General features: G+C 71.9%; 15 protein-coding genes. 6 read left to right on the top strand and 9 right to left on the bottom strand.

Annotation, left to right across the window (positions count from 1 at the left end):
* Nucleotides 1-72: 72 nt before the first annotated feature.
* The 5 genes from ACH5AF_RS07040 to ACH5AF_RS07020 all read right to left on the bottom strand — a co-directional run bounded on the left by ACH5AF_RS07040 (nucleotide 73) and on the right by ACH5AF_RS07020 (nucleotide 5,004).
* Nucleotides 73-330, bottom strand: a complete 258-nt coding sequence (locus ACH5AF_RS07040) for a hypothetical protein (protein ID WP_398900406.1) — start codon at nucleotides 328-330, stop codon at nucleotides 73-75.
* A 371-nt stretch (nucleotides 331-701) separates the two neighbouring features.
* Nucleotides 702-2,822, bottom strand: coding sequence for a SpoIIE family protein phosphatase (locus tag ACH5AF_RS07035; RefSeq protein WP_398900405.1), 2,121 nt, complete (start codon nucleotides 2,820-2,822; stop codon nucleotides 702-704).
* Nucleotides 2,823-3,153: 331 nt separating this feature from the next.
* Entirely contained in the window at nucleotides 3,154-3,636 is a 483-nt protein-coding gene (locus ACH5AF_RS07030; protein ID WP_398900404.1) for an SRPBCC family protein, read from the bottom strand.
* A gap of 75 nt (nucleotides 3,637-3,711) precedes the next feature.
* Nucleotides 3,712-4,152, bottom strand: a complete 441-nt coding sequence (locus ACH5AF_RS07025) for an SRPBCC family protein (protein WP_398900403.1) — start codon at nucleotides 4,150-4,152, stop codon at nucleotides 3,712-3,714.
* 6 nt (nucleotides 4,153-4,158) lie between these two features.
* Nucleotides 4,159-5,004, bottom strand: coding sequence for a DeoR/GlpR family DNA-binding transcription regulator (locus tag ACH5AF_RS07020; protein ID WP_398900402.1), 846 nt, complete (start codon nucleotides 5,002-5,004; stop codon nucleotides 4,159-4,161).
* Nucleotides 5,005-5,226: 222 nt separating this feature from the next.
* Here ACH5AF_RS07020 and ACH5AF_RS07015 point away from each other — a divergent pair, with 222 nt between their 5' ends.
* On the top strand, nucleotides 5,227-7,704 hold the full coding sequence (locus ACH5AF_RS07015; RefSeq protein WP_398900401.1) for a hypothetical protein: 2,478 nt from the start codon (nucleotides 5,227-5,229) through the stop codon (nucleotides 7,702-7,704).
* On the opposite strand, the gene ACH5AF_RS07010 is transcribed toward ACH5AF_RS07015, so the two are convergent.
* Both ACH5AF_RS07010 and ACH5AF_RS07005 read right to left on the bottom strand, forming a co-directional pair.
* Complete coding sequence (locus ACH5AF_RS07010) at nucleotides 7,674-10,091, bottom strand: right-handed parallel beta-helix repeat-containing protein (RefSeq protein WP_398900400.1); 2,418 nt, start codon at nucleotides 10,089-10,091, stop codon at nucleotides 7,674-7,676. The two genes, ACH5AF_RS07015 and ACH5AF_RS07010, sit on opposite strands and share 31 nt — an antisense overlap.
* Before the next feature lie 133 nt (nucleotides 10,092-10,224).
* A complete protein-coding gene (locus ACH5AF_RS07005; RefSeq protein WP_398900399.1) occupies nucleotides 10,225-10,833 on the bottom strand; it encodes a hypothetical protein in 609 nt (202 codons plus the stop codon).
* 366 nt (nucleotides 10,834-11,199) lie between these two features.
* Here ACH5AF_RS07005 and ACH5AF_RS07000 point away from each other — a divergent pair, with 366 nt between their 5' ends.
* Together ACH5AF_RS07000 and ACH5AF_RS06995 are read left to right on the top strand one after the other, a co-directional pair.
* A complete protein-coding gene (locus tag ACH5AF_RS07000; protein ID WP_398900398.1) occupies nucleotides 11,200-12,138 on the top strand; it encodes an SMI1/KNR4 family protein in 939 nt (312 codons plus the stop codon).
* Nucleotides 12,135-12,296 carry a hypothetical protein gene (locus ACH5AF_RS06995; protein WP_398900397.1) on the top strand — a complete coding sequence of 54 codons (162 nt, stop codon included), beginning with the start codon at nucleotides 12,135-12,137 and terminating at the stop codon, nucleotides 12,294-12,296. The genes ACH5AF_RS07000 and ACH5AF_RS06995 overlap by 4 nt, the downstream gene beginning before the upstream one ends.
* A gap of 421 nt (nucleotides 12,297-12,717) precedes the next feature.
* Here the strand turns inward: ACH5AF_RS06995 and ACH5AF_RS06990 are convergent, their stop codons facing one another.
* Nucleotides 12,718-13,161 carry a DUF6643 family protein gene (locus tag ACH5AF_RS06990; RefSeq protein WP_398900396.1) on the bottom strand — a complete coding sequence of 148 codons (444 nt, stop codon included), beginning with the start codon at nucleotides 13,159-13,161 and terminating at the stop codon, nucleotides 12,718-12,720.
* Between the two features lie 251 nt (nucleotides 13,162-13,412).
* On the opposite strand from ACH5AF_RS06990, the gene ACH5AF_RS06985 reads away from it, so the two are divergent.
* On the top strand, nucleotides 13,413-14,705 hold the full coding sequence (locus ACH5AF_RS06985) for a TerD family protein (RefSeq protein ID WP_398900395.1): 1,293 nt from the start codon (nucleotides 13,413-13,415) through the stop codon (nucleotides 14,703-14,705).
* A 16-nt stretch (nucleotides 14,706-14,721) separates the two neighbouring features.
* Here the strand turns inward: ACH5AF_RS06985 and ACH5AF_RS06980 are convergent, their stop codons facing one another.
* Nucleotides 14,722-15,963 carry a glycosyltransferase gene (locus ACH5AF_RS06980; protein WP_398900394.1) on the bottom strand — a complete coding sequence of 414 codons (1,242 nt, stop codon included), beginning with the start codon at nucleotides 15,961-15,963 and terminating at the stop codon, nucleotides 14,722-14,724.
* A gap of 58 nt (nucleotides 15,964-16,021) precedes the next feature.
* On the opposite strand from ACH5AF_RS06980, the gene ACH5AF_RS06975 reads away from it, so the two are divergent.
* Nucleotides 16,022-16,813 (top strand): glutamate racemase, encoded by a 792-nt coding sequence (locus ACH5AF_RS06975; RefSeq protein ID WP_398900392.1) that lies wholly within the window; start codon nucleotides 16,022-16,024, stop codon nucleotides 16,811-16,813.
* A gap of 141 nt (nucleotides 16,814-16,954) precedes the next feature.
* Complete coding sequence (locus ACH5AF_RS06970) at nucleotides 16,955-17,515, top strand: hypothetical protein (protein ID WP_398900390.1); 561 nt, start codon at nucleotides 16,955-16,957, stop codon at nucleotides 17,513-17,515.
* Nucleotides 17,516-17,607 lie beyond the last annotated feature (92 nt).

The following is a 17,607-nucleotide window of genomic DNA, read 5'->3' as shown; positions in this document are numbered from 1 at the left end:
ATCAGTCATGACGCCAGGGCGTCGTGTGCCGACCGGGAGAACGACCCCGAAGGCCCGGGCGTCCAGGGCCTCCTAGAAGGCGACGGGATGGTCCAACCGCGCCTTCCCCTTCGCGGGGCCGGTGAGCTCAGCCCCCGGGGTATCCGGGGCGGATACGGGCGCGACGACGGCAACGGTCGGTGTTGCGACCACTACTTCGGGTGCGGGCACGGCGACGGGGGTGGCGATTGCGGCGACGAGGGCGAGGACGGCGGTGGCGCGCAGGGTCCACTTCAGCACGGTGAGGCTCCGATCTCGGTGTGTGATGGCATGCGCCTTGATCGTCGCCACCTGTCCGGTGTCCGGGCATCGTCCGAAGGTCGCGACAGTGTCCGCCCCACGGGGGAGGCGGTCCCGTGTGCCTCCCGTCCTCGTGAACATCGGCAGGCGGGGACGAGGAGCACCGCGCATGGCGGCGGCGGTCAGCGCGAGGACGGCACAGCGCGCGCGGGACGGGCCTCCCCGAGCGCAGCGGTGTGCAGGCGCAGTAACTGGGCCCGGACCTCGTCGGTCACCTCACCCACCTGGACAACCGCCTCCACCGTGGAGCGGTCCAGCCGTTCCCGGTTCCCCTTGGCACACCCAGCCACCAGGCCGTCACGCTCAAGACGACACGCCCCCAGATCACCTGGGCACAGCACAAGAAGCGGCTTTGCGCGGACCTACGAGGTTGACATGCGGTTCGGCGGTTCGGCTGGGTTGGCCGGAGATTGACGGGACTCGGGCTGGGGCCTGACGAGAAGCAGCGCCACGTCGTCGTCGACCATGGGTGGCAGCAATCGGCGGAGGAGGAGGTCGCAGATCTCCTCCAGCGGGCCGTGGGGGTGCCGTAGGGCCTGGGAGAGCTGTTGCATGCCCTCGTCGAGGTCTTTGTCGCGGGTCTCGATGAGTCCGTCGGTGTACATCACCAGCAGGCTGCGCGGGGGCAGCGAAACACGTTCGTCGGTGAAGCCCTGTCCGCCCGCCCCTAGCGACGTACCCGAGGGGCCTTCCAGGAACGCGACCGTCCCCTCGGCGTCGGCCACGGCCGGCGGTGGATGGCCGGCCCTGGCGATCAGACAACTACTGGTAGCCGGGTCGTGGACGGCGTAGACGCAGGTCGCCATCGCGTTCTCGCCCAGGTCGGCCACGGTGGCGTCCAGGGCGTAGAGCAGCTGGGCCGGTGCGAGATCGCTGCGAGCCAGCGTTCGCACAGCGGTGCGCAGCTGCCCCATGACGGCCGCGGCATGGATCCCGTGCCCCATCACGTCTCCTATGACCAGCCCTGTCCTGCCGCGCGGCAGCGCGATGACATCGAACCAGTCACCGCCGACCTCCTGATCGCTGGCGGGCAGGTAGCGCCCAGTGAGCTCCAGCCCGGTCACTGTCGGCAGCGAGGCGTTCATCAGGCTTCGCTGCAGGGTCAGCGCCGCATGTCGCTGGCTGGTGTACATGCGTGCGTTGTCGATGTTCAGTGCCGCACGGGCGACCAGCTGGTCGATGAGCACGCTGTCCTGGTCGTCGAACGGCTGCCGATCACGGGTACGCGTCACCAGCACCGCCCCCAGCGGACTGCCGCGGGCGAGAAGGGGGACCATGCGCGCCGAGCCCACACGGGTGCGAAGGTAGTCACGCAGCTGATCGCTGCCCGGATCGGTGACCAGGTGGTCGATGTCGGTCAGGTACAGGTTCAGGGGACGTCCCTCGTCGATGACCCGCTCGTACACCGAGCCGGGCGGGACCTGGTAGGTCTTGCCCACCGCCAGTTCCTCTGCCGGGGCGGCCGGATCGGTGAAGAGAACCGCCATACGACGCGCCACGCCGTGAGCGGACGCGGCGGCCTGATCGGGGCTGAGCACCTTGTCCAGCAGGTGCACGTCGGCCGAGTCGGCAAGCTGGGGCACCAGTACCTGCACCACTTCCTCGGTCGTCTTCCACAGGTCCAGGGTCGTTCCGATGCGCGTGCCGGCCTCGGCCAGCAGGGCGAAGCGCCGGCGCGCCCGCTCGGCCTGGACGTGGTCCCGCTGCCCTTCGGTGATGTCGATCAGGGAAGCGACCAGTCCCAGCGGTTGACCGCGGCCACCGAGTAGCGGGGCGTAGGAGCAGGACCAGGTCCGGTCGTGATCGGGGTCGGCCGGGGTGCGACCGGCGCGGCGGAAGTCCACCACCGCCTCCCCTCGATCCAGTACCTGCCGCATCACCGTTTCCAGCTCCGCGGCATTGACCCCTGGCGCCACTTCGCCCACCCGCTTGCCGATGTGTTCGGCCGCGGGGACGCCGTTCATCCGCGCCAGGGCGTCGTTGACCCGTAGGTAACGCAAGTCGGGGCCGAGAGTGGCAAGACCGATCGGGGACTGGGTGAACAACCCCTCGAGTGCCGCCAGCGAATCCCGCATGTGCACCACCGCGGAGGTCTCGGCGGCGATGGCCACGAGACCGGTCCGACCCTGCGTGTCCGCGGCCGGGCAGATCCACATCTCCATCTCCACGATGTGCCCGTCACGGTGCCGCACCGGCAGGCACCCGAGCACGACTTCGCCCACCTGGACTCTCCGCGTCAGCTCGTAGGCCAGCTCCCTGTTCGCCTCGGGCACCAGGATCGGCGTCCCGTACCGGCCAAGCAGCTCCTCCGGCGCGTAGCCGAGCAGGTCCTTGGCGGCGAGAGACCACTGCACGATGCGCCCTTCCGCATCGGCCCTCCACAACGCGATCGGCAGCAGATCACGGAACACACCCGCATGCCCGACCACCGGCTGAGGCGGCCGGTCCGGCACATCACCCGTCGACGCACGCGTGTCCACCACAGTGACCCATCCCTGCCCGTGGGGGCGCTCCGCTCGCCGTCCGTCCGGCGCCAGGCCGCCGCCCACGACCATCGGTTCAGCCCCTCGGACACAAGGTCCTCAGGCGCAGGATCCTCAGGCGCAAACTGCTATCAACCAGGCTATCCGAGGCGCTGACGTGGACAAACGCAGTCGCGGTCCGCGCTTCGCGACAGCGGGCCGACGGATCGCTCCCCGCCGCGACCGTATCCGGCCGCATTCTGCTCCCTCTGGGGTCCCGATCGTACGAAGGACCGGATCCGCGTGCTGGAGGGCAGCTCGAGACGCGCCGCCCGAGGCGGTCACCCACGGGTCAGGGTGTACCGGAGCCGGCCAGCCGGCGATCCAGGTTGCGCACCGCGTCCCTGAACGCGCGCCCCAGCCCCGCTCTGCCCAGCCGCAGGGCGAGACGCAGCGGAGCGGGGCCGTCGGCGGCGAACGTCCACCGGATACGCGATCCCGTCGGCGTCGCGGTGATCCGCCACTCCTCCAACAGGGCCCGCAGACCAGGGGCGTTGGTCTGCTCGATGCGGTACGCGTAGCGGCTGTCCGGTTCCTTCGCCAGGATGCGCTCGGTGAACACCGTGCCGCCCTTGAGCCTGATCTCGCGGCCCGCTCCACCGTCCGTCGACCGGGCCGCCGTCACCGCCGTGAACCATTCGGGCAGTCCCTCGACGTCCTCGGCGAGCGCGGCGTACACGGCGGACGGCACGGCCGACACCGGGGCCGAGAACACTAGTCGTATGGGTGCGTTGTCGACGAACTCCAGCTCGACCGGGCGAAGTTGGCGGGCCATGGTCCGGACCTCCAGTGGCGGCGAAGGGGTGTGGGGACCGCACACCCTAGCGGTGGCGCCGGAGTATGTCCGCCCTTATGGCCTGCGTGCGAGCAGCCCCTGAAGCGCACGGCCGAAGACCGCTCGGCCCACGCGGGCGACCAGCCGGTCCAGCACCCGGGGCAGTGCGGCGAACCGCAGCTCCTCCACCCACACCACAGCCGAGCCCTCGCCGACGGGGCGCACCTCGATCTCGGCCCAGCCCGTGATCACGCGACCGCGCTTGACCAGCCTGCACCGGCCCGGGCGCGCCCCCGAGGGCGGCTGCCAGCGCACGACCTCCATCGGGTCGTCGAAACCGAGCCGGCCGAGACCGGTGCGCGCCACGAACACCGTCCCCACGCCCGTCGGCGCGGCGCCGTGCACCGAGACCGACGTCAGCGGCACCTGGGCCGCGTGCTCCGGCCAGTCGGTCACCCGCAGCCAACACTCTGCGGCGGGCAGCGCCGTGGTCCGGCCGATGCGGAACACTCCCATCCTGGCTCAGCCGCCCTGCCCGTGGGCCGCCTCGTCCTCACCGGCCACGATCAGACCGGGAAGATGCTCGGCCATCTCCTCGCGGGCCTGCGCCGGCAGCCCTGCGTCCGTCACCAGCGTGTCGACGTCCGACAGCTGCGCGAACGAACTCAGGCCCACCGTTCCCCACTTGGTGTGGTCCGCCACCACCACCACACGCCGCGCGGCGGCCACGAACCGGCGGTTCGTCTCCGCCTCCGCCAGATTCGGCGTCGACAGACCCGCCTCCACCGAGATGCCGTGCACCCCGATGAACAGGATGTCGAAGTGGAGCGAGCGGATCGCCTGATCGGCGACCGGCCCGACCAAGGCGTCCGACGGCGTGCGCACGCCGCCCGTGAGGACCACCGTCGCGGCTCCCGGCCGCCGGTCTCCGGCAGGACCGGTGTGCTGCGCCGAGTGGAAGACGTCCGCGACGCGCACCGAGTTGGTCACCACCGTCAGATCGGGCACGTCCAGCAGATGGTGCGCCAGCGCGTACGTCGTGGTGCCGCCCGACAGCGCGATCGCACTGCCCGGGACGGCCAGCCCGGCCGCCGCACGGGCGATGTCCTCCTTGGCGCTTAGTTCCAGCGCCGACTTGGCCTCGAAGCCCGGCTCGTGCGTGCTCGCCTCGACGACCGGCACCGCACCGCCGTGCACCTTCTCCACAACGCCCTGGCGGGCCAGGGCGTCCAGGTCCCGGCGCACCGTCATGTCGGAGACGTTCAGCCTGCGGGTGAGGTCGTTGACCCGCACGCCGCCGCGTCTGCGGACCTCGTCGAGGATCAGGGCACGCCGCTGCTCCGCGAGCAGGTTCTGGTTGTCGCTCACCGCCGGGGCCGGTCCTTCCGTGTCGTCGCCCGTCCGGGCGTACAGCGCCTGTCGGGCCGAGGTTTCTCATCCTCGCACGCGCCTGGCGGGCCGGCCTCGGGGAGATTCCGTGAGTGACCTGCGGCGAACCACCACGATCCGGGATTCTGGTCACGAACCGCAGCAACACCGCACACGCACTGCCTTCCCACCGCCCCTGCGACAAGAGAGCGAGTCACCTCAGTGTCCCCTGCCCCCCCGGCACCGTACGGCGAAGGGCCCGCGCTGGAGCTGCTGGTCCACGGCGTCGGCGGAGCCACTCCGCAGGACATGCTCAAGGATCCCCGCACGGTCCGGATCACCGGCGACGACAAGGCCGCCGTGTACCGGCGCGCCGACGACGCCGAGGCCGAACAGCACCCCGAGGAGTACACCGACCGGCCCGTCCCCGAGGCGTACTGCTGGTCCAACCTCACGTCCGGCAACGGAGCGCGGGCCCTGTGGCTGCTGCTGCTCCCCTTCATGGTCGCCAACCTCGCCCACTGGATGCGGCCCAGGGCGAAGGGGAGCCGCCGCACGACCCGGCTGTACGGGGCGCTGGTGCGGCTGATCGCGCTCAGCCTCACGGTCTTGCTGACGGCCGCCGCCTGCGAGGTCGCACTCGACCTGCTGGCCTGGCAGTGCGCGGGCTCGGCCGCGTGCAGCGGGGAGCGCGCCTGGCTCGGTTTCCTCTCCGCGGAGCAGGGCGGCTGGTGGTCCCAGCCCGGGCGGCGGCTCGCGCTCGGTGCCGTGGTGCCGGCCGCGCTGGTGGTACTGCTGTGGTACCTGTCCAACCGGACCTGGAGCGCGTACGAGTCCCAGCGTCCGCCCACCGGCGACGACGGGTGCGTCGCCGAGCAGGACGGCGCTGGTGATGCCGACGACTCCGACGACTCCGGCGGGTCCGGTGAGGCCGAAGGGTCCGGTGACGGGGAGGAGGACTACGCGGGGGACGCGGACGACGCGGACGACCCGCAGTACCGGGAGGCGCGCAGGCCGCTGCTGCGGCCCGCGCTCGGCAGACCCGGCTTCTGGTACGGCCGCAGACTCGTCGCCCGGCTGCGCGCCGCGCACACCGCAGCCGGATTCCTCACCGTCGCGGCCGCGGTGGCCGGTGCCGCCGCCCGCCACGACCGCTCGGCGGACGACACCCTGCTGAAGGTCTGCGGCGTACTGCTCGAAACCGCGCTGGGCCTCGCCGGCGCCGCGGTGCTGTGGGTGGTGCTGCGCAGAGGGCGGAGCGAGCGGCGGCTCGACACCCGGCTCGACTGGGCCGCCGTACGATATCTCCCCGCCGCCGCCCTGGCATTGCTCGCCCTGGCACTCCTCTACGCCGCCTGGTCCCGCCCCGCCTGGGACTCGGCGGCGACACTTCCCGGCGACGTCACCTTCCGCGTGATCGCCCTGGTCCAGGGCTTGCTCGTCGTCGCCCTCGCCGTTGCCGCCCTGCGGCTGCACCGCCGGGCACACCACCCGAGCGCCGTGCTCCGCGGCTTCGGGGGGCCGGCCGTCGCCATGCTCGCCTGCGCGCTCGGCGGTGTGATGACCGGCGGCGTGGCCCAGCGTGTGGCGGACTGGCTCGACGGGCCCGGCAGTCCCGGCATGGACGAGCACGGCGCCATCCCCGGACCGCCCGTCCTGCTCAGCTGGCAGGCCGCCGTCATACCCGTACTGCTGATCGTCCTGCTGCTGCCGACGCTCGCCCTCGCCGTACGGACCTGGCTGCGTGGACGCCGCCTTGCCGCCGTCGTCGAGGCGGAGTACGGGGAGGACCGGCCGGACCCGGTCCGCACCCGCCGGATCGCCGGCACCCGCGCGAGGGCGCAACTGACCGACAGCGCACCCACGCTGGTCGGTCTGCTGGCCGGTGCCACGCTGCTGCTCGGCATCGGTGCCGTCGTCGGCGCATGGGTGAGTGGTGAGGTGCCCGGCCGCGCGTTCGGCGACAGCGGCGGCCTGACCGAGCCCACGGCCGAGGCAGCCCAGGCGCTCGGCTCCTGGCTCATCGGCTTCGGGTTCATCCTGTTCGTCACCATGGGACGCCGCGCCTACCGCGACGCCTCCGCCCGCCGCAGCATCGGCATCCTGTGGGACGTCGGCACCTTCTGGCCGCGCGCCGCCCACCCGTTCGCGCCGCCCTGCTACGCCGAGCGGGCCGTCCCCGACCTCACCTGGCGCATGTGCACCTGGACGGAGCGCAGCGGCGGACGGCTCGTCATCTCCGGCCACTCCCAGGGCAGCGTCCTCGCCGCGGCGGCTGTGTGGCAGCTGCCGGCGGCCACCCGCCGCCGCGTGGCCCTGCTGACGTACGGGTCACCGCTGGAAAGGCTCTACGGACGCTGGTTCCCCGCCTACTTCGGATCCGCGGCGCTACGCGAGCTCAACAGCCAGATCGACTGCTGGCGCAACCTGTGGCGGACCACCGATCCCATAGGCGGTCCCGTGCTGGTGCCCGCCTCCAACGGGCACCCCGACGTCGACCGGGACGCGCTCAAGGACCCGCTGGTCCATGGCCGTTCCGGTCGCTACCCCCTGCCCGAGCCGATCCTTGGACACTCCGACTACCAGGCCGACCCGTCGTTCGCCAAGGAACGCGCGCATCTGCTCGACCGGCTCACCCCGGCCGTGCCCGCGCAGGTCAGGACCGCACCTCAGGGCAGCTCCGGCAGGTCATCGGCGTAGAGCAGGGTCAGATCGTCGGTGCTCACCTCGACGAACTCGGCCACCCGTACCGCGTGCCGCTCCACCATCGACTCGAACGTCTGGCGCGCGGTACGGCCGTTGCCGAACGCCGGTCCCTTCGGCAGCGCCGTGAAGTATTTCAGCAGGGCCTCCGCAGCGCCCTCACCCAGCCGGTACTCGTGCTCCTCGGCCTGTTGCTCCACGATCCGCAGCAACTCCTCCGGCGCATAGTCGGGGAAGGTGATAGTGCGTGAGAAACGGGAGGCCACACCGGGGTTGACGTTGAGAAACCGCTCCATCTCGGCGGTGTACCCGGCCACGATCACCACGACCGCGTCCCGGTGGTCCTCCATCAGCTTCACCAGGGTGTCGATCGCCTCCTTGCCGAAGTCGCGGCCGGAGTCCTCGGGCGACAGGGCGTACGCCTCGTCGATGAAGAGCACGCCGCCCCGCGCACGCTCGAACGCCTCCTGGGTGCGGATCGCCGTCGAGCCGATGTGCTCGCCGACCAGGTCCACGCGGGAGACCTCGACGAGATGGCCGCTCTCCAGCACGCCGAGGGAGGCCAGGATCTCGCCGTACAGCCGGGCGACCGTCGTCTTGCCGGTGCCGGGGGAGCCGGTGAAGACCAGATGCCGGCGCACCGACGCGGCCTTGAGCCCCGCCTCCTGGCGGCGCCTGCCCACCTCGATCATGTTGGTCAGCGTGCGCACCTCGCGCTTGACGCTGTCCAGACCCACCAGCGCGTCCAGTTCACCGAGGACGACTCCGGAGCTGCGTCGCGCCGGCTCGGCGGGAGGCGCGGCCGGGCCGGGCTTCCCGGCCGCGGGTGTCTGGGCGGGAACGGCCGACAGCAGCCCGGGGGACTGGGGGGCGGTCAGCACGGCCGTCGCCCGCTCGGCGCCGGGCCGTACCGTCCCGCTCTCGTCACTCGTGCACTCCTCCACGACCGGGCCGTCGTCCTCGGCGAACTCGTAACCGCCGCGTGCACAGCGCTCGGTACGGCAGCGGCTGAGCATCGTGCGGCAGCCGTCCATGACATGGAAGCCGTAGCCGCCGCTGCCCGTCACCCGGCAGCCGCGGAATGTGCCCCTGCCCTCGGCCGACACATAGAAACCCGCCTCGGCGGGCGAAGTGACCGTGCAGCGCTCGATCAGCGGATCCGCTCCCTTAGTCACGATCACACCGGTCTGCACGGTGTCGATCGTGCAGCCGTTGAGGGTCCCGCCGCTGCCGTGGTCACGGAACCAGGCACCGGTGGACACCTCGCGGATCCGGCAGTCGTCGAGCTGGGCGGTCGCGCCGTCGCTCACGGACACCGCCGTGTTGCGCACCTGGGACAGGTCGCTGTCGACCACGTCGGCGCGCGAGCCGCGGTCGAGGACGAACAGGGCGTCAGGGACATCGTGTACACGGCACGAGTCGAGTACCACGGTCGCGCCGTCGCTGACCCAGACCGCGGGATAGTCTCCCGTACTGTCGTGGATCTCGCACTGGTTGGCGTCCACCCGCGTGCCCGGATCCCAGACGGACAGGCCGTTGCGCCCGAAGCGGCGGACGGCGGACCGGGTGAGGGTGAGCACCGACCGGGACCGCAGATCGATCGCGTTCTCCGGGATGTCGTGGATGTCGCAGTCGGAGAGCGTGAGTACCGCATCCGTGTCGAGCGTGACGCCGTCCGAGGTGGTCCGGTGCACGGAGGAGTCGGTCAGATGCGCCGCTGCCCGCGAGGCGATCTGCACACCGGTGCCCTTGATCTCGTAGATCTCGCAGCCGAAGGCCTCCAGGCCGCTGCCCTCACCGGTCACGGTCACACCCGCGCCCGAGGCATGGTGCACCCGGCAGCGCTCCAGACGGGGGTGCGCCCCGCCGCGCACCGACACCCCCGACTGGCCCGCGGCGACCACCTCGCACTCCTCGAACACACCGCCCGCGCCGTCCAGTACGGCGATACCCACGCCGGCCGGGTTGTCGACGGTGCAGCGGCGCACCGTGGGCCGAGCGGCGCCGCGCACCTCCAGACCCGCTGCGGAACGCGTCACGATCCGCAGGTCCACCAGCTCCGGTGTGCCGTCCTCGACGAGCAGCGCCGGGGCCGCCGAGTCCTGGCCCTCCACATGCAGGTCCTGGACGGTGGCGGACGCGCGCACGGTCAGCGGGACACCGTCGAGGGGGGCGATGCGCACCGAGCCCACCGAGCCCTCGGGCCCGCGCAGCGTCACCGCCCGCTGCACCACGAGGTTCTCGTGGTACGTCCCGGGGGCCACGGTGAGGATGTCGCCGTCGCCGGCGGCCTCCAGGGCAGCGGCGAGGGACGCGTACTCGCCTGTGCGGCGCCGCCACCGCGATGTGCCGGTGTGCGTCACCTGGACCGTGCCCTGTGCCATGGTGCTGACTTGCCCCCCACCTCGTGTTTTCGTGCATCAGCGCGCCGCTTGCGGGGACGACTCCCGCACCCCGAGTGAGGGGTCGCACCACCGTAGCGCGAGCGGCGGGCGGCAGTTGACTGGATGCGGCGGGTCAGCTGCCTGCGCCCGCCCGCCCCCAGTCCGGACCCACCGCGGCCCAGGCCCGGTCGAGATCGGCGAATCTGCGCCGCACGAGCCGCCACAGCAAAAGCCGTCGGGCGCATTCGACGAGCACACCGAAGGCCCCCGCGGCCCCGATCCCGGCGAGCGTCGCGTGCACCCTCGCCGTGGCGGGGTCCATGGGGCGCGGCACCATTCGGCCGGAGCCGTCGGTCCAGACCGGGAAGGTGCCTCCCGTGCGGGCATGCGGTACACCGATCGTCAGGGTCCCCGTGCGCCGAGTGCCGTCGGGGGCCGACCACTGCGCGACGACCGTCCGGCGCTGCTCGCTCGTCGCGGAGGACTCCGGGTCGAAGGCCGCGGGACTTGCACCGGTGGCGGGGCCCAGGACCGTGGCGGTCGCCGCATGACGCTGCTGGCGCTGTATCCGTACGGAATGGCGCAGATACTCGTCCGTGAGCGTGCCGGTGATCCAGCCGACGACCGGGCCCGCCGTAAGGAGCGCGAGCGCCGCGACGAGGGCCAGCCACGCCTCGGCCAGGTCTGTCACACGGCGCAGGGGGTTGTGCCGCCAGCGCCAGATTCCCGCGGCTGCTCGCACTGCTCGCCACCCCCTTCTGTGTCCGCGACAGTCCGGTACGGCACGGAACGAGCACGGGTCGCGCGAAGAGAGAGAAACGTCATCCCCCTCCGTCACCCCTTCAGACGGCCCCCGTGTCCGTCACGAGGATGTCCTCGCGACCGGTCCAACGCGGGGCGCCGTGCGAAGGGTTCCCGATGGGCGGCGAATTCCTCAGAAAGAGGCTCAAGGAGCCTGACGTACGTCACAGCCAGTGCTCGTGCGGAGACCAGGGAAAAGACGGCGGTCCCCTCACAATGAGCATGAAGGGGAGGCGGCGGCCACTGCGCGCGCCACCCCAGAGAGTCCAGACAGCACACGGCGATCCTGATGAGGAGGTACGACGGCGTGACCGTGATCGTTGACGTACCCGACTACATGCGCGAGCGCTGCGCCAGGCTTGGAGGCGGCGTTCTGTACGCGGTCAAGGTCCTTGCCCGGCAGTTGGCCGACGAGCCCCGCCTGGGCGAGCGTACCGGCAGGCTCGGCCTGTACGCCGCGACGATCGACGGCGGCACCTTTGACGAGTGCCCGCCCCTAATGGTGAGTTACGCTTACGGCCCGCCCCTGCTGGACGCAGATCGGATCGAGATCCGAGACGTCACCGCGACCGGACCGCTCCCTGACGACGGCGACGACCAGGCTCCCGCACCCGCACCGGATCCCCGCATGGAGCAGATCGCCGCACGACAGGTGACCGAGGCATGGCGGCGCATCACTGACTGGCTTGAGCAGAACGCGCCGGCTTCTCACGCTGCGCTCCTGCCCGCGGCACCCGAGCGCGACATCACTGCCCTGGAGCAGGAGCTTGGGGTACGCGTACCGATGGAGCTACGGGCGCTGTGGCTGCTGTGCGCTGGTAGCAAGGACATCCCGGCCTCCTGTTTCCTGCCTGATAACGGCTGGGCGTTGATGCCACTCGGCACGGTGGCCGAGTCCTACCACTGGCATATGGAAAACCAGCGAGAGACGGGACGCGGGCGGAGTGGTGGAGACGCGCCGGTATGGAAGCCGTCGTGGATTCCATTCTGCTCATGGTCGGTGACCGACACCAGTGTTGGCCTGTTCATCGACGCCGAGACGGGCGAGGTCGGGCACTGGGACGACACGGCCGTGCGCACCGTCGAGGACAAGTCGATGACGACGCTGTTGGAGGAGATCGCTGACAACCTGGAGAATCCGCAGTTGGCCACCGGCTACCGTCCTGGCCTGATCGGAGAAAGGCTGGTGTGGGGTCCGCCGGGAGCGGCGGACGAGGCCGCTCTGTGGCGGCCGTTCACCAGTTGAGCCCGCATCTGCTCCAGGTGCCTGACGTCCCCTCGACCGTGCCGTCCGCCAGCCTCGCTGAGGCCCGCGCGAGGACGAACCCGGCGGCGATCACCGGCATCGCGAAAGTCCTCGGCGTCTCCCCGGGCACCCTCTACAACCACATCCCGGACCTGTAGGAACTGCGGGCCACCGCCGTCCCCCGTCAACTCGAAGCGCGGTAGCTCACCGCTTCGTTGTGGCCTTTGGCCTCACCTTGGCTGGACCCCGGCAGGTCCGGCGGCGTCGACGGACGGCCTTGACAGGCGAGCCGAGCGGAATGCCTCGCGGCGGGCGTCGACGGACCGCCTCGACAGGCGCCGAGGCGCAACGGCGGCGCGGCGCCGCGCCCGGCCGTGTGGCCGGCGCGCGCCCCACGCCCGCTGTGGCACACGCGGTTGCGCAGGGACCCCGGCCGAGAGTCGGCCGGGGTCCCACGCGTGCGCTCCGCAATCCCCCGCGGCTGCACCAGCTCCCGCCGGGGACGCTCCGCGCCACCTCGGCCGCGCGGCGGCCGTTCTGACGGGAAGCCGTCTCCGGTAGGTAGGCATCACGGTGCCGTCAGTACCCCCGTCCCTGATACGGGCGGTTGTACGGGTCCTCGTAGGGCGCGGGCGCAGGCCGCGCCGCGGCCGGCCGCATGGCCTCGTAGCCTGTGGCGACCGGACGCTGCTGCTGTCCCTGGTACTGGCTGCCGGGGTACCCGCGGGGCGCGGGCGCCTGCTGCGGGATGTACGGCGCGGGCGCATGTTGCAGCGGAACCGGCTGCGGCATCTGCTGCGGGTATCCATAGGCAGGGGAAGGGGACTGCGCCGCCGGGAGGGCGGGCAGGGCCGCGGGGAGCGCCGGCAGATAGCTGCTGCCGGTGTCGTAGGCGGCGGGCACTCGGATCGGGGCGATCTGAGGCGTGCCCCGCTCCGCGACCAGGGAGTCGTAGATCGGGGTGTCGGGGAACGACGGCGCGGAGTAGTAACCGCCGCCGTAGGTGGCGCGGGGGGAGGTCATGGCACATAAGTTAAGCCCACGATGTGCTGGTTGGGGAGTCCGATAAGAGGGTTGTTTCAGGAGCTGTGAGTGGCGACGGATCCCCAATTCGAGCGAATCAGGGGAAATCGGTCGCCCTGGCGTCTCGTGTGGGTGTAAAGGGCAAGCGTAGAGAGGGTTACCGACGGGTCGGGGACCCTCAGGCGGATGTATGCGGAATAGGTTGACGATGAATGAACTTCCGGGCGCGGGAACCAGCGATGGGGGCGGTCATGTCGATGCTTAAGGGAGCCAACACCGCGGTGCAGGCGCAGCGCGTCCGAGTCGAGCTGGGCTGGCGGCCGGGGCCGGGCGTCCCGGACATCGACGCCTCCGCCCTTCTCCTGGCGGCCGGAAAGGTCCGCTCGGACGCGGACTTCGTCTTCTACAACCAGCCTGCGCATGCCTCGGGAGCCGTGCGGCACGAGGGGAAGCGGACCGCGGAGGGGTTGGCGGCCGACGTCGTCGCCGTCGATCTCGACCGGGTCGAAAGCGGAATCGACCGTGTCGTGCTGGCCGCATCGGCCGACGGCGGCACCTTCGGCCAGGTGCCCGGGCTGCACATCCGCGTCCTGGACGCCGCGTCCGGGACGGAGCTGGCCCGCTACGACAGCCAGGACGCCGGCGTCGAGACGGCCTTCGTGCTGGGCGAGCTCTACCGGCGCCAGGGCGCGTGGAAGTTCCGTGCGGTCGGCCAGGGCTACGGCTCCGGACTCGAGGGCCTCGCCATGGACTTCGGCATCACCGTGGACGAGCCCCAGCGGCCGGCCCCGGCCGCCGCCACCGCACCTTCCGCAGCGGCGCCTGCTCCTGTCGTGCCCCCCGCACCCGCCGTGGCTCCGCCGCCGCCTGCCGTCCCGCCGGCGGCGCCCGCCGTACCGCCCACCCCGGTGCGCCTGTCCAAGATCACGCTGACGAAGGAGGCGCCGTCCGTCTCGCTGACGAAGCAGGGCGGCACCTCCGGCGCGATGCGGGTGAACCTCAGCTGGCAGGTGCGCAAGCAGTTCCAGGGCTGGGGCGCCAAGCTCGGCCGGGCCGTCGCCATGCACGGCGACCTCGACCTCGACCTGTGCGCGCTGTACGAACTCACCGACGGACGCAAGGGCGTTGTCCAGGCCCTGGGCAACGCCTTCGGCGCCCTGCACCAGCCGCCGTACATCCATCTCGACGGCGACGACCGCACCGGCGGCACACCGGGCGAGAACCTCACCATCAACCTCGACCACAAGAACGCGCTGCGCCGCGTCGTCATCTTCGTGACGATCTACGAGGGCGCCCGCAGCTTCGCCGACCTCGACGCGACGGTGACCCTTCAGCCCCAGCACGGCGCCGCCATCGACTTCTCCCTCGGTGAGTGCACCGTCCCCTCCACGGTCTGCGCCCTCGCCCTCATCACCAACACCGGGTCGGACCTCGTCGTCCAGCGCGAGGCCCGCTTCCTCGTGCCCGACCGGGGCGTCAGCCCGCAGCGCACCGTCGACCACGCCTACGGCTGGGGCATGAACTGGACACCGGGCAGGAAGTGACGCCCCCGCCATGGCGTCAGCGCTCGGGCGCGGCCTCGGGCCGGGCGTACGTACGCCCCTTCCAGGCCGCGCCCCGCCCCCGGTGGTGCTGGACCGCCGAGTCGACGGTCATCAGCAGATAGAGCAGCGCGGTGAACGGCAGCGTCGGCGCGAGCAGCAGCGGCTGGCGGTAGTAACGCAGCATCGGCACGTACGTCCCCGCCATCACCGCCCAGGCGAGGCCCGCCGCCCACGCGGCCGCCGCATCGCCCGCCGCCCACGCGGCCGGCAGCACGACGGGCGGCGTCAGATAGACCAGGGCGAGCCCCACGACCGTTCCGGCGAGCACCAGCGGGTTGTGCCGCAGCTGTGCGTACGCGCTGCGGGAGACCATCCGCCACAGATCGGCGAGCCGCGGATACGGACGCACACTGTCCACGCGTTCCGCGAGCCCCAGCCAGATCCGGCCGCCCGAGCGCCGCACGGCCCGCGCCAGCGAGACGTCATCGATCAACGCCTGCCGGATCGACGCGGGAACGCCCGCCCGCAGCGCGGTGTCGGTGCGCAGCAGGACGCAGCCGCCGGCCGCGGCGGCCGTCCGCGCGCCGTCCTTGTTGATCCGGCGGAAGGGATAGAGCTGGGCGAAGAAGTAGACGAACGCGGGGACCACCAGTCGCTCCCAGCCGCTCGCGACGCGCAGACGCGCCATCTGGGAGACCAGGTCGTACGCGCCCGTGCGGTCGGCTCGGGCGTCGGCGTCGGCGTCGGCGTCGGCGTCGGCGTCGGCGTCGGCCGATTCTGCGCCGTGCGCCGCGGCCACCAGTTCGCGCAGGCTGTCCGGCTCGTGGGCGATGTCCGCGTCCGTCAGCAGGAGGAACTCGGGGTTGTTCGCCCGGGCCACGGCGATTCCGTGCCGCAGAGCCCACAGCTTTCCCGTCCAGCCGGGCTCCGGTTCGCCCGGCGTCACGACACACAGCGGCAGCCCGCCGTGGCGCGTGGCGAGCGAGCGGGCCACCTCCCCGGTGCCGTCGCTGCTGTTGTCGTCCACGAGCACGATCCCGGCACGGCCCGGATACCGCTGGGCCAGCAGGGACGGCAGGCTCGCCGGCAGGACCTCGGCCTCGTCCCGCGCGGGCACCACCACGGCGACGGCCGGCCATACATCAGGATCCGTCCGCCGGGGCAGACGCTGATCGGTGCGCCAGAAGAAACCCTGGCCGAGCAGCAGCCAGCACCATGCGGCGAGTGATCCGAAGGCGGTCCAGGCGAGGGCGCTCATCCGCCGCAGTCTGCCCCACACAGGCCGGCCCGGCGCGGCGGTCGACTATGGTGACCGGGTGAAGATCGCGCTCCTTGACTCCGGAATCGGCCTCCTCCCGGCGGCCGCCGCCGTACGCCGACTGCGGCCCGACGCGGATCTGCTCCTCTCCAGCGACCCCGACGGCATGCCCTGGGGACCGCGTACGCCCGACGACGTCACCGAGCGCGCGCTCGCCGTGGCCCGCGCGGCGGCCGCCCATCGGCCCGACGCGCTGATCGTCGCCTGCAACACCGCCTCGGTGCACGCGCTGCCCACGCTCCGGGCCGAGCTGGAGCCGGATCTTCCCGTCGTCGGAACCGTGCCCGCGATCAAGCCCGCCGCGGCCGGCGGCGGTCCGATCGCCATCTGGGCCACCCCGGCGACCACGGGCAGCCCGTACCAGCGCGGGCTGATCAACGACTTCGCCCACTCCGTCGCCGTCACCGAGGTCCCCTGCCCCGGTCTCGCCGACGCGGTCGAGAGCGCCGACGAGGTCGCGATCGACAGTGCGATCACCGCGGCGGCGGCGCTCACACCGGCCGACGTCAGGGCCGTCGTCCTCGGCTGCACCCACTACGAACTCGTCGGCGAGCGCATCCGCGCCGCCATCGGCGCCCGTTCGGCCGTCGGCACCCTTGTCCTCCACGGCTCCGCCGACGCGGTCGCCGCCCAGGCCCTGCGCCGCAGCGGTGTCGTCCCCGCCCCGGACGCGGCGCCGACCGGCCGCCTCACCGTCCTGCTGAGCGGCCGGGAGTCGGAGCTGCCCGCCGCGGCCTTTGCCTACGCCGAAGGGCGCCTGCTCCGGGCGGTCACCACCCCGGCGGTCTGAGCCTCGGGCTTTCCGGGACGGGCGCCGGCTGCTGGGACGGCCCGGGACTCCCGGGGCACGGCACAGGGCCCCGAGCAGGTGACTACGCTCGGTCACATGCGGGCCGTGCTGTGTACGCGGATCGTGGGTACCCTCCAGAACATGAGGCACCGTTCCCGCGCCCCGGGGCCCGGCACAGAGCCCCTGCCCGAAGTCTGGACCGGCCGAGCGACCAACCGTATGCAGTGGGTGCTCGCGGCGGCGGGTGCCGCATGTCTCGCTCTCGGAATCAAGCTCGCCGTGGACGCCAACTGGGAGACGGGCATCACGGCCCTGTTGATGGCGGTGATCGGCTGCGTCGCGGCCGGCCTGATGGTGCTCTACGGGACGCTCGCCTTCGTCCACCTCGACGTCACGATCGACCGGGAGGATCTCCTGGTGCGCTGCGGACATATGGGCCTGCCGCGCAAGCGCATCCCGCTCAGCGAGGTCGTACAGGCGGACTACGACCCGAAGGTCACCCCGCACCAGTGGGGTGGCTGGGGCTGCCGCTGGCGTCCGGAGAAGGGCACGGCGTGGGTCGTGCGGCGCGGCGAGGGACTGGTGGTCACGCTCAAGAACGGTGAGACGTTCACGGTGACCGTCGACAACGCGGACATGGCCGTACGCGTCATCCGGGACCGTCTCAGCCGATCATCCACCGACCCCGTCCCGCACGTCTGAGCCGACGGCCGGCGACACCGGATCCCCTGAGCAGTGAAAGCCGTTCATGGGTCGCCGTGCGCCGAGGGACGGTCACCGCACCGCCGGGCCCA

The sequence above is a fragment of the Streptomyces sp. NPDC018833 genome (genome assembly GCF_044390825.1).
Lineage (GTDB): Bacteria > Actinomycetota > Actinomycetes > Streptomycetales > Streptomycetaceae > Streptomyces.
The sequence above is the reverse complement of the archived record's forward strand: the minus strand, read 5'-3'. Positions and strand labels throughout refer to the sequence as shown.

Excerpts from the sequence above, each read along its gene's own strand:
- ACH5AF_RS07030 (WP_398900404.1), bottom strand. The coding sequence starts at position 3,636 with ATGGCCCGCCAACTTCGCCCGGTCGAGCTGGAGTTCGTCGACAACGCA.
- ACH5AF_RS07025 (WP_398900403.1), bottom strand. The coding sequence starts at position 4,152 with ATGGGAGTGTTCCGCATCGGCCGGACCACGGCGCTGCCCGCCGCAGAG.
- ACH5AF_RS07010 (WP_398900400.1), bottom strand. The coding sequence starts at position 10,091 with ATGGCACAGGGCACGGTCCAGGTGACGCACACCGGCACATCGCGGTGG.
- ACH5AF_RS06990 (WP_398900396.1), bottom strand. The coding sequence starts at position 13,161 with ATGACCTCCCCCCGCGCCACCTACGGCGGCGGTTACTACTCCGCGCCG.
- ACH5AF_RS06985 (WP_398900395.1), top strand. The coding sequence starts at position 13,413 with ATGTCGATGCTTAAGGGAGCCAACACCGCGGTGCAGGCGCAGCGCGTC.
- ACH5AF_RS06980 (WP_398900394.1), bottom strand. The coding sequence starts at position 15,963 with ATGAGCGCCCTCGCCTGGACCGCCTTCGGATCACTCGCCGCATGGTGC.
- ACH5AF_RS06970 (WP_398900390.1), top strand. The coding sequence starts at position 16,955 with ATGAGGCACCGTTCCCGCGCCCCGGGGCCCGGCACAGAGCCCCTGCCC.